The following is an 11,796-nucleotide window of genomic DNA, read 5'->3' on the forward strand; positions in this document are numbered from 1 at the left end:
ACGCGGCCTCGCAGCCGCACAATCTGAACTCATCCTCTCCGCCGCAGCCACCAACTTCCTGCGCTACGTGAAAGTCAACAACCTCGCCACCATCTAACCCCGGGCCAAGGCCCCGGGCCAATCCCCGATCGGGCCACGCCCCCACGATCAAACACGCCCGCGGGGATTAGGCAACAGCCTCTGGAGTCGGAGGATGTCACTCAAGTCGGAGGAACTACCAGATCCTCCGACTTCGGCTCCCAGCCCTCGCAACCCTGCCGGACCGACCGCCGACCGTGCCCTACCGACCACCGACCGTGCCGATCCGACCACCGACCGTGCCGATCCGACGCCGAACTTCTCGTTGACCGCCGACATTCACGACCATTCCGGGAACTCGACGGCAGTTTCGGCACACTCAACGGCAGTTTCGGCACGCTCGACGGAACCCAACTCAGGGCGGTGAGCAAGGCGAACTCGCCCCGCCCGCGTGCGGCCCGCGTGCTCTGGACGAGGGAGCGAGGGAGCGCAGCGACTGAGTCGACTGAGGAAGAGCACGCGACAAAGGGCCGCACGCCCCGCGCAGCGAAGCGGAGCGACAAAACACAGCTGGTGAGACAAGACCCAAACCCGACCCGAGCAAACCCGACCCCGAGCAAAGCCCAGCCCAGCCCGAGCAAACCGCGTCGGCCTTACCTCAGCCCCGCAGCATCTCCGCCACCAGGAACGACAGCTCCAATGACTGTTGGGTGTTGAGCCGCGGGTCGCAGGCGGTTTCGTAGCGACCTGCGAGATCGAGGTCTGAGATGTCTTGTGCTCCACCGAGACATTCGGTCACGTCTTCGCCGGTGAGCTCGATGTGCACGCCACCGGGGTGGGTACCGAGGGCGTGATGCACCTCGAAGAAGCCCTGTACCTCGTCGACGATGCGGTCGAAGTGTCGGGTCTTGAATCCGGTGCTGGCCTCATGGGTGTTGCCGTGCATGGGGTCGCACTGCCAGATAACCTTGTGGCCGGTCGCTTCGACGGCGGCGACGATCGGAGGCAGCAGCTCGCGAACCTTGCCGTTGCCCATGCGCGCGACAAGGGTGAGCCGACCGGGCTCGTTGTTCGGGTCGAGTCGTTCGACGTACTCGACGGCGAGTTCGGGGGTGGTACTCGGGCCGATCTTCAGCCCGATGGGGTTGGCGATGAGTTCGGCAAACGCGATGTGGGCACCATCGAGCTGGCGGGTACGGTCCCCGATCCACAGGAAGTGCGCCGACAGATCGTAGAGCACCTTCTTGCCGCTGTCGGGGTCGGCCGGATCGTCGGCCAGCCGCAGCATCGCGCGTTCGTAGTCGAGCACCAGGGCCTCGTGGGAGGCATAGATGTCGGCCGATTCGAGGTTGGAGTCGCGAACCCCGCAGGCGTCCATGAACTTGAGGCCGCGGTCGATCTCGGAGGCCAGCGCTTCGTACCGGGCTCCGGCCGGCGAGGTCCGCACGAACTCCCGGTTCCAGTCATGTACCCGATGCAGGTCTGCGTGACCGGCTCCGGTCAGCGCGCGGACGAGGTTCATGGCGGCGCTGGCATTGGCGTAGGCACGAACCAGCCGGGACGGATCATGTTCACGGACCGTCGACTCCGGCAGGAAGCCATTGACCATGTCGCCGCGGTAAGAGGGCAGACCCAGTGCGTCGGTGTCCGACGACCTCGGCTTGGCGTACTGGCCGGCGATGCGGGCCACTTTCACCACGGGCAGACTGGCACCGTAGGTGAGTGTCACGGCCATTTGCAGCAACGTCCTGATATTGCCCTTGATGTGCGGCTCGGTGTTGTCTGCGAACGTTTCCGCGCAGTCACCACCCTGCAGCAGGAACGCCCGGCCGAGAGCGACCTCGGCGAGCTGCGCCTTGAGCTGTTCCACCTCGTTCGGCAGGCAGATCGGCGGCACGCTCTCGAGCACGGTGCGCATCGCCCGTGCCTTGTCTTCCGGCCAGCTCGGCTGCTGCAACGCAGGCTTGGTCAGCGCCTCTGCAAATCGGGCTGCGAGGTCGCCGGGTAGCGGCGGCAGCTCAGGGAGTTCGTCAAGCGGAACGTCTACGGTCCAGTTCACCACCAGACCAGCCTAGTGCCCCCCGACATCCGAACCGAATTCGTTCTTCGAATCACCGCCCAGATCACTACGGTCGGTTCACCGAACTCTCGATCGCCAGCCACTTGTTGAGGTTGTGCCGCGCATCCGCCAGCGCGTCGTGTGCATCCTTGGGAGCGGCGGGCAACTCAGGTCGACCGTTGAGTTCCCAATGCTGACGCAGCTCCCGGGTGTAGCGCGGCAGCTCTCTGGGCAATGCCGTCATCGGGCCCCACAGCTGGCACAGGACCACGTGGTCGTAGGCGCCGACCCACGCCCACAGCTCGATGGTCCCGGGTCCGGCGTTCACGAACTCGAGCAGATCCTCCTTGATCCGGGCGCGAGAGCGCCACGCCTTCGATGCAGGTGACGGCAGTTTGGGCAACACGTTCGTCCGCACCCATTGACCAGCCCGATCAGGATCGAATTCGGTTGACACCGCGTAGAACTCACGGCCGTCCTCGGCGACCATCCCGATCGAGACCAACTCGATCGTGCGGCCGTCCTCGATGAACTCGCAGTCGTAGAAGTAGCGCACCGGCGGATCAGGCCGCCGGGGGCGTCTCGGTGACCGGCTCTGCGGCCGGTTGGTCCTTGAGGGTGGCGGCGTAGACGTCGACGTATTGCTGGCCGCTCAGCTTCATGAGCTCGTACATGATCTCGTCGGTGACCGCGCGCTCGATGAACCGGTTGCCCTCCATGCCCTCATAACGGCTGAAGTCGAGCGGCTTCCCGATTTTCACGGTGATGCGGCCGGGGCGCGGGATCGTGGTGCCGGGTGGGTTGAGCTCGCTGGTCCCGATCATTGCCACCGGAATCACCGGCACACCGCATTCCATCGCAATCCGCGCCAGCCCGGTCTTACCCTTGTACAGCCGACCGTCAGGAGACCGGGTGCCCTCGGGGTACATCGCCATGAGGTCGCCGACATCGAGCTTGCGCCGAGCCGACACGAGAGCTCCGGCCGCGGCGTCGGCGCCGGTACGGTCGATCGGGATCTGGCTCGAGGCATTGAAGAACCAGCGTTGGAATGCACCCTTGGCCCCGGTACCGGTGAAGTACTCGCTCTTGGCGAGGAAGTACATCCGGCGCGGCACCATCAGAGGCAGGTAGAAGCTGTCGACGACAGCCAGATGATTACTGGCGAGAATCGCCGGCCCTTTGGCCGGGATGTTCTCCAGCCCTTCGACTTTGGGCCGACCCAGGGCCCGCAGCGCAGGTCCCATCAGGATGTATTTGAAGACCCAGTACCACATGTCTTCTCACTCTCTGACGAGCCACAAACGCCCCGCCGCTGTTGCCGACACCACATACGCCCCGAACTTTACCCACCCGGGCGCTGATCCGTCGCAGCCCTGGCCCCCATCCTGGCGATCTGCGCGGCACCGATCATTCCCGCCGCCTCTCCGAGCTGGGTTCCGCGGATGCGAGCCATCCGCCGATGCCCTGCTCCGGTCAGCAATGCCGAATAGTGCTCGCGTGCCTCATCGAGATACAGACCCGACGACGAACCCACACCCCCCGCCAGGACCACGAGGTCGGGATCGAAGACGTCGCACACCATCGCCAGCCCCAATCCGAGCCACCGCGCGAACTCGGCAAACGCCGCCAGCGCAAGAGCGTCACCATCGTGCGCGGCAGCCGCGATCCGGCGCCCGGTCAGCGAACCGGGGTCGTCGGTGATCTCACGGGCGAGCTGACTGTTCCAGATGCCGCCGTCAGCGATCAGCTCGACGACGGTGTCCACCAATGCTGTCCCGCTGCAATATCGTTCCCAGCACCCGAACTTTCCGCACGAGCAGGGCCTACCGTCGGGCATCACGCGCAGATGTCCGAGTTCCGGGGCGACGCCGAAGCTGCCACGGTAGATCTCACCGTCGAGGAGCAGTCCGGCGCCGATGCCGGTGCCGATCGCGATGACAAGGGTGTTGTGGCCGCGGGCCGCCGCACCGAAGTGATACTCGGCGACGGCTGCAGCATTGGCGTCGTGCTCGCAGAACACGGGTAGGCCGATCCTGGCCGCCATCTCCTCGGCAACCCTGGCCTCGCGCCACGGCAGATGGGGTGAGAACCGGATCACCTGGCGATCGTTGGTGAGGAACCCGGCCACCGCGAGCCCGACCGCAGTCACCGTCCACCGTTCTGCCAGTTCCGCAACGGTCCAGTCGAGACAGCTCTCGAGGGCGGCCGCCGTCGTGGGCGTCTGAGACCGTACGGTGTCGAGCACCTGACCCTTTTCGTCGACGACCGCGGCGCGGATGCTTGTCCCGCCGATGTCGATACCGACGGCCATGTCCCCTCTGCCCGCACCGTGCCGGGCCGGTGCGTCGCTCACGTCAGGTCCACGGAGTCGTCATCCACGGGTTCGAAGCGAACGGTGATGGGCTGATAGGCAGCGTCACGGCCGGTCTCGCTTGCTGTCCGGGGCCCTGGCGCCGCCCCGCCTGCGCCGATCATCTGCTCCAACGCAGCCTGGATCGCCTCCAAGATCGCGATCAGCTGTCCCAATAATTGCCATAGCAGTTCGCCTGCCTCTTCGAGGATGCCGTCCAGAGCGATGCGCGCCTGCCCGGCGAAGTCGGTCGGTGGTCGGGACCCACTGCGGGCGCCTGTCCGGCCACCGGATTCACCGTTCCGCCCGCCGCCCTCACCGAGGAGGCCTGCCGCCAGCGTGTCGAAGCGGTCGAGTACACCCAGGATCAGGGCGCGCCAGGCCTCGGCGTCCGAGCCCGACCGAGCACCGTCTGCGTCGCCGCCATGCTGATGGGTCAAGCCGGCCTTCTCTCGTTCACGCTGTCTTCACCCCTCGGGTGGCTCTTGCGATGTCCGTCATTGTTACCTATCTGCTATGGCTGGGGCCAGACAGAGGGGTCAGGGCGGAATCGAACCGTCAACACCCCGCCGTCCCACTGGGCCCCCAAGACCAGACACCGTCGCAGTACCGACGGTAGCCGTACCCGCCTGCGCACTCCACTCACCGTGATCATGAGATCGTCACCGCTTCGCCCCAGCTGCAGCCCTGACGGGTCGGGCAGCGCCTGTTTCCAGCTCATCCGGTAGACCGACTCGACCCCCGAGCCAGATTCACGCTCCACCTCGGCCGCCTGGGGACCGACGGTGTCCATCGGCCGAGATTCGATACGCACTCCGAGCCGGCGCAGCGACAGCACCGAGTCGAGCGGCTCGGAAAGCCATGGCAGGCTTATCAGTTCGGCATCGGAGGCGATGTCCCGAAGCTGTTCGACGGCACCGGCCTGGATCGCGAGTTGCTCATCCCACCACGAAGTCCGCCCCGTCGGGTCGGCGACCGACGCCGGACTCGAAGCACCCTTCGGGAGAACACGGTTCGCCAGCACCGTGCTGAGCGGCAGCCCCAGCACCTGCAACACCGCAACAGCTCGCTCCGCCGTGGCCACCCCATGTCTATCAGCACCCACCACGAGATGAACGTCGACTCCGCTGGTGTCGAACAGCAGTTCATCGACGTCCGCACAGTCGCGGACGAGTGCATCGAGCACCGCGACAACTCTGGCGATACGGGCGTTGTCTGCTGACGCCGCCAAGCGCCGATGCCGCGGCCACAGCCTCTCGACGGTGTCGGAGACCATCTGCGGGACGCGCAGCAACTCGAACGGGTCCGTGGCGCCCGAGGTGTCCACCACCACGCGCGACCACGAACCCGACGCTGCCTCGTCCCGGATCCGACGCAGGGCGAGCAGCGATTCGACCCCGGGCATCCCCAGCACTTCTTCGGGATCGAGACCGGCGAGCACCGCACCCACCCCGGGGACGCCGGTACCCGTCAATTCGCCGGTGGTCAGCGCAGAGCGCACCGTCCCCCAGGTCTCCTCGAGCATCGCCATCGGGTCGAGCTCGAGCAGATCGACCTGCTGAGAGGCGGGAATCGGCTCTCCCGGGACCGAGAAGACACCGAATACGGAGGCCGCCGAGTGAAATCTGTCGAGCGTTACCAGCAGCGTCTTGCCCGAACGGCCGCTGCGCCCGGTCGTCCGATCGCCTACGGCGCCGGCTGCGGCGACCGTGGTGGTTCCCGCCCCGCCCGCGCCGAGCACGAGGTGGATGGGTGCTAGATCGATCAGCCTTCGACCCTCTTCTTGAGTTCTTTGAGTGCTGCGTCCGTGATCGCCTTCTCAGCCCTCCGCTTGAGCTGGCCGATCATCGGAATGGAGAGGTTGACGCTCAACTCATAGGTGACCTTCGTCGACCCGGGGGCCTGCTGCACCAGCAGGTACCGCCCGTGCTGAGCTGTCTGTAGATCGCTGCTGATCAGATCCCAGGTCACCGAGGTCCCGTCGGGCGACCAGTCATAGCTCAACTCGTAGTTGTCTTTGAGGACACCGGCATCCAGGACGAACCGGACCTGCCGGGCCAGCCCCGATGCACCGGGAACGGTCACCTGGACCTCCCGGGCGGCCGAGACCCACTTCGGATATTGCTCGAAATCGGCGATGACCGACATGATGTCCTGCGCATCGGCGTTGATGACGATGGACTGCTCCGTACGATCTGTCACCTGGCACCCCCGGACGCCGCGCCGTCGGCTGCTCCTGCCGCCGGACCTCCGACATGCCTGCTGGCCTCCAAGCGGTCCTTCACCTCGAACGACATCGCTCGACCCGCGACACGCCTGCGATGATTGAGCCTGCCCACCTCCATCGTCAGCGCGCGGGGCTCGGTGGGCAGCTGCGCCGTCGGCTCCGCGTGCAAGAAGTAGTGGAGCACGAACCCGTCGAGCACCGGCTCCAGCCACAGTTCGGTGGTTCCGTTCAGTGGTCCACTCACTCTCCAGCGCACCCCCTGCTCTGCTCGGTCCTCGACGACGGTCAACTGCAGGTCCGGCCACCAGCGACGCCAATTGGCGCGGTCGGAGATCAGCTCCGTCGCCGCTTCTGCGGGCGCCGCGATGAATGTCTGGTCGGCAACCTGAATACTGGTCACCGCTTTAGCTTCACATATCGACCTCGCGCGCCCATCACAAACCCGTACTTGCTCCGGTCACGGCGGCACACGCGTACGAGCCGGGGGTCGGTCGATGCCGTCGATGAAGCCGTTGGCGATGTCCTCCGGCGAGCCCACGGCCGCGGGTCACAGCAGTTGCGAGAGTCGTGAGGACATGTGTTCCCATCTCCATCGGGCCTGCACCCACTCGCGGCCTGCCCGCCCCATGGACAGGGCCAGTTCCCGGTCACCGAGGATGGTGGTCAGAGCCCCGACGAGTTGGGCGTGCGACCGACCGTCGACCACCAGTCCGGTTTCACCCTGACGAACGGTCTCCGGCGCTCCGCCGGAGTTGCCTGCGACCACGGGTACACCCGTCGACGAGGCCTCCAGGTAGACGATGCCGAGCCCCTCGACGTCGAGCCCGCGACCGCGGGTCCTGGCGGGCATCGCGAATACGTCCGCGATGTTGTGGTAGCCGGCGAGTTCATCGGCGGGGACGGAGCCGGTGAAGATGACGTGCTCGGACACTCCCATCGCGACCGCGAGTTCGCGCAGTCGGCGCTGATCGGGACCGCCCCCCACGATCATCAGGACCGCGCCATCGATCTGCGCGCGCACCTCGGGCAGTGCCCGGATCAGCATGTCCTGCCCCTTGCGTGGCACCAATCGCGACAGACACAGGATCGTCGGAGCCTCCCCCAGCTCGTGGCGCTCCCGAAAGTGTTGTCGCGCAGCCGGATCAGGTTTGAACCGCTCCACGTCGACGCCGGGTGGCAGGTGTTCGAGCGCCGCTTGCGGCCCGAACGCGGCCGCGAACCGACCGCGCGTATAGGTGCTGACATAGGTGATGACGTCGGTGCCACGCCCGATCGTGCCCAGCGTCTGCCGGGCGAGCGGGAGCATCGACCAGCCGACCTCGTGCCCGTGTGTACTCGCGACCACGCGACTCGCACCCGCGCGGCGCACCGTCCCCGCCAGGGTCCCGAGCGGCGCCGCGGCACCGAACCAGACGGTGTCGACCTGGTGTGCGCGAACGAGTTCAGCCGCCCGGTGCGCGACGATCGGCGTCGGCACCATCAACGTGGTGGGGTGCCGGATCACCTCGTAGGGCTGATCTTTGTCGAAGCGCACATGGCTGTCACCACGCCATCTCGGCGCGTAGACGATGATCTCGTCGGCTGGTAGTCGATCGATCAGATTCTGCAGGTACGACTGGATACCGCCCTGACGGGGCGGAAAGTCGTTGGTGACCAACAGCGTCCGATGCATTGGCCCACCGTAGCCGCGTCAGGGCTGTCGGCTGAGCCAGGCGCGCCATTGGGCGACGAGATCATCGCGCGAGATACCGAGCACGATTTGGGCGGCCGTGTTCTGCGCAGTGGACACCAGAGTCGGGTCGGTCGGTTGGTCCGCGCCTGCCAGCGCGATGTAGAAACGCTTGAGCTTGTCGTCACCGTAGGTGTCGGCGACGAACGCCGCAACCGACCAGGCGGACTGGTAGGCAAGTGCGGCATCGGGATTGCTCGGTGCGAAGTTCGCATCGGTCGGGAGGTCTGCGGGTGGCCCGTTCGCCGCGATCTCTGCGGCCAGCGCTGGAGCGGCCTGCTCGAGTCGGGTATAGGTGCCACGCCTGCCGACGTATTCGGCAACGCCCTCGGTGACCCAGACGGGGGCCGCCGCGGCGGTGGCGGTTCGGGCGGCGACGTGGAACAGCTCGTGCCGTAAGACGACGGCGAGGGTGTTCGGATCGAGCTGCGCCGCTTGCGGTGTGAACACGACGCGCTGCCCGAGCGCGGTCGGACCTGCGGGGTCGACGGAGCTGAAGATCGTCACGGCGGCAGCAGCATCGGTGTCTGCCTGGCTCGAGCCTGCGATGGACGCGAACTCCTCGTCGGAGCCCGCGATGGTGACGCCGGCGCCTTGCGCCCACCGCGTACCCCAGAAGTCCGTCACGGACGCGGTTGCCGCCGGAAGCTGCCCCGCCAGCAGGTCGGTCAGGGACGAGGTGCCATTGGTGAGCACCAGCGAATCCCCCGGCGGTGTGCTGACCGTTTTGGCAGCGGGCTGGTCGAACTCCCAGACCTGACCCGCCGGACCCGCCTCGCCGAACAACGGCCCGGCGTCGGCAACGATCTTCCATCCCTCGGGATATCTGGCCATCACCATCGGTACCTCGAGCACCACGGGAGCGCTGTCGATTCCCTCATAGGCGTATCGCAGCTGTACCGGTGCCACCCAGGAGTCACTACTGCCTTGGGCGTCGAGTCGCGCCTGCAGGTCGGCGGGCACCAGTCGTTCGGGGCCACGTGTGCTGGACAGCCGGTATTCGAACGTGGGAAGGGGTAACGCGCCGATCCCCACCGCAGCACGTCGGGTGCGATCACGCACCGTGTCGGTCGCGGACTCATCCAACGCTGTCATCGCCGACGCCGCATCCCCGTCGCGCAGAGCTGCGCTGTAGTCCGCGAGTATTTGCGAGACACCCAGGGTGCGGGCCTCTTCGAAGGGATTCTGCGGACGCTGGGCACTTTCCTGCGACTGCGTACCGCGGTCTGCACCGAAGTCCGTGAACGTCATCGTCAGCGTCACCGCGATGGCCACGACGACGGCGATGGCCACTGCCACCCAGGCCAAACGATGACCACGGCGGACACCACCCTGCTCAGTCGGTGGCGTAGAAGATTCTCGCACCGCGGATTTCAGTACCGGCGGGCGGAGTTGAACGGACCGGCGCCGTCGACCGATTCGACCTTGACGGGAACGCCGAAGGTGGATGCGTGGATGACATAGCCATTGCCGACGTACATGCCGACGTGCGTTGCGTCGGGGTAATAGATGACCAGGTCGCCAGGGCGCATGTCGTTCTTGTCGACGGCGGTACCACCGGCCAACTGCGCCTGGCTCGATCGCGGCAGGGTCTTGCCTGCCTGCTTGTACGCCCACACCATCAGACCTGAGCAGTCGAACTGATCTGGCCCGGTGGCGCCCCAGACGTATGGATCACCGATTCGGGTGAGGGCGGCCCGGACTGCGATGACCTCGGGGGCAGTGCCCTTGGGCAGCATCGCCGCGTCGAACTCGATCTTCGGACCAGCGAGCTCGGCGAGCTGTTTGCCGGTGAGGGCCTCGTACATGGCCCTGATCTCGGTGGCCTTGAACACCCGCTCGCTCTGCTTGGCCTGCAGGTCGGCGCTGGTCTTCTCTGCGGTTGCGACGGCCGCTTCGGCTTTGGCCTTGGTGGCGTCGGCCGACTTCTTGGCCGCCTCCGCCTTCTCGTTCGCGAGCGTGAACTTGCGGACGTCGTCGACGGTCTGCCTGGACACCATTTCCAGGCCGGACATCTGATCGAGCAGGGATTGCGGTGAGTCGCTGACCAGTACGGCGTACAGCCGGTTGACCCGGGCGCCCTTGTAACTGGCGTTGACCAAGGCGTCGACCGCGGTCTGCAGTCCCTCGGCCTGCTTCTTCAGATCCGCCAGGGTCTGATCGGCGGCGGTGGCCTCGGTGGTCGCAGCGGCGACTGCCTCGCGCTGCTTGGTGAGCTCGATGGTCGTGCTGTGGATGGCCTCGGTTGCCTGCTCGGCCTCGCGACCGAGGGATTTGTACTCGGTGAGCATGTCATCCGGGCTCCGCGGACCGGGTTCGGCTCCGGCAGGCACTCCGGCCCCCAGCGCAACGGCCAGCGCCAGCACGACTGCGGCGATCACTGTCCGCATCACGGCGGCATATCGCTCACGCACCACGACGATGTAACTCCTCAATAACTGCAGCGGGCCCGCTTGCGCGGCCCGTCGACACTTCTCCACCCCAACCCGGCCAGGCTACACAGCCCCGACAACAGCGGCGCCGCTATCGACGCAGCCTGTCCGGGAGTGGGCCCGGATGCCACTTGGGCGGGTCCGCTGTCATCAGCGATCCCGCCCAAGTGGCCGTATTCAGTTGTTGTCGCTCAGTAGCGACGAATGTCGAGGACTGACTGGTCGTGCAGACCCATCTTTGCCACGGGCACACCCTCGGTCGAGGAGTGCACGACCTGGCCGCCACCGATGTAGATGCCGGCATGGCCGCCACCGTTGTAGATGACCACGTCACCGGGCTGGGCGTCGGCAGCGCTCACGCTGGTTCCGCCACCGAGCTGGCCGTAGCTGTCACGCGGGATGTTCTGTCCGGCCTGCTGATGCGACCAGTAGACGAGTCCGGAGCAGTCGAACGCGTCCGGGCCTGCGGCGCCGTAGACGTACGGCGAACCGATTTTGCTCACGGCGGCGTCGGCAGCGATCTGACCGACAGGCTTCGCCTGCGGAGCAGCGGCCTGCGGCAGGAAGTTCTGGGGCTTGAGCTCATTGGGGATCTGACCCTCGGTCACGCCCGGGATGTCGAACGTTCCGACGCCTGGGATGGCGATTGGTGCAGCCATGGCCGGTGCAGCTGCCATTCCCATTGCGCCGAGTGTGATGGAACCGGCGATCAATGCGCCACGGGCACTCTTCATGCCGCGGTTCGGCTGTTGCAAACGATGTTTCGCCACGAAGCGAGGTCTCCTTGTTTCTTCCCTGTCCGCCGACCGGGTTAGCTGTCGGATTCGGGCCGGAAGATGGCCCTACCCGTTGAACCCAGAAACCTTGCGGTCTCAGGGTCCGGTGGGATTCACCCCGGATGCGACTCGTGGTCGGCATCAGTGGTTCCCCGGCTCACCTTGGTAGGTGATTGAGCGGCGACCTCACGATCCTCTCCGGTTG

The 11,796-nt window shown here is 66.3% G+C and carries 12 protein-coding genes and 1 riboswitch; all 12 genes read right to left on the reverse strand.

Features of this window, described 5'->3' with window-relative positions; all coding sequences use genetic code 11:
- Positions 1-676: 676 nt before the first annotated feature.
- Complete coding sequence (locus DFR67_RS16990) at positions 677-2,080, reverse strand: class II 3-deoxy-7-phosphoheptulonate synthase (RefSeq protein WP_110470708.1); 1,404 nt, start codon at positions 2,078-2,080, stop codon at positions 677-679.
- A gap of 64 nt (positions 2,081-2,144) precedes the next feature.
- Complete coding sequence (locus DFR67_RS16995; protein ID WP_110470709.1) at positions 2,145-2,633, reverse strand: polyadenylate-specific 3'-exoribonuclease AS; 489 nt, start codon at positions 2,631-2,633, stop codon at positions 2,145-2,147.
- Between the two features lie 7 nt (positions 2,634-2,640).
- Positions 2,641-3,351: a lysophospholipid acyltransferase family protein gene (locus DFR67_RS17000; RefSeq protein WP_110470710.1), complete on the reverse strand. Its 711-nt coding sequence runs from the start codon at positions 3,349-3,351 to the stop codon at positions 2,641-2,643.
- A 68-nt stretch (positions 3,352-3,419) separates the two neighbouring features.
- Entirely contained in the window at positions 3,420-4,388 is a 969-nt protein-coding gene (locus DFR67_RS17005; protein WP_110470913.1) for an ROK family protein, read from the reverse strand.
- A 38-nt stretch (positions 4,389-4,426) separates the two neighbouring features.
- Positions 4,427-4,867, reverse strand: coding sequence for a hypothetical protein (locus DFR67_RS17010; RefSeq protein WP_110470711.1), 441 nt, complete (start codon positions 4,865-4,867; stop codon positions 4,427-4,429).
- 74 nt (positions 4,868-4,941) lie between these two features.
- Positions 4,942-6,168 carry an ArsA family ATPase gene (locus DFR67_RS17015; protein ID WP_158539978.1) on the reverse strand — a complete coding sequence of 409 codons (1,227 nt, stop codon included), beginning with the start codon at positions 6,166-6,168 and terminating at the stop codon, positions 4,942-4,944.
- A 23-nt stretch (positions 6,169-6,191) separates the two neighbouring features.
- Positions 6,192-6,629, reverse strand: coding sequence for an SRPBCC family protein (locus tag DFR67_RS17020; protein ID WP_110470713.1), 438 nt, complete (start codon positions 6,627-6,629; stop codon positions 6,192-6,194).
- Entirely contained in the window at positions 6,626-7,054 is a 429-nt protein-coding gene (locus DFR67_RS17025) for an SRPBCC family protein (RefSeq protein WP_110470714.1), read from the reverse strand. The genes DFR67_RS17020 and DFR67_RS17025 overlap by 4 nt, the downstream gene beginning before the upstream one ends.
- Positions 7,055-7,201: 147 nt before the next feature.
- Positions 7,202-8,326: a glycosyltransferase family 4 protein gene (locus tag DFR67_RS17030; RefSeq protein WP_110470715.1), complete on the reverse strand. Its 1,125-nt coding sequence runs from the start codon at positions 8,324-8,326 to the stop codon at positions 7,202-7,204.
- Between the two features lie 18 nt (positions 8,327-8,344).
- Positions 8,345-9,748, reverse strand: coding sequence for a hypothetical protein (locus DFR67_RS17035; RefSeq protein ID WP_158539979.1), 1,404 nt, complete (start codon positions 9,746-9,748; stop codon positions 8,345-8,347).
- An 8-nt stretch (positions 9,749-9,756) separates the two neighbouring features.
- Entirely contained in the window at positions 9,757-10,800 is a 1,044-nt protein-coding gene (locus tag DFR67_RS17040) for a C40 family peptidase (RefSeq protein ID WP_245938004.1), read from the reverse strand.
- 206 nt (positions 10,801-11,006) lie between these two features.
- The gene (locus DFR67_RS17045) at positions 11,007-11,585 is read right to left on the reverse strand and encodes a C40 family peptidase (protein WP_110470717.1); all 579 of its coding nucleotides are present in this window, start codon (positions 11,583-11,585) and stop codon (positions 11,007-11,009) included.
- A gap of 15 nt (positions 11,586-11,600) precedes the next feature.
- Positions 11,601-11,781, reverse strand: a riboswitch (cyclic di-AMP (ydaO/yuaA leader).
- Positions 11,782-11,796: the final 15 nt, after the last annotated feature.

The organism is Williamsia limnetica (assembly GCF_003217475.1).
Taxonomy (GTDB): domain Bacteria; phylum Actinomycetota; class Actinomycetes; order Mycobacteriales; family Mycobacteriaceae; genus Williamsia; species Williamsia limnetica.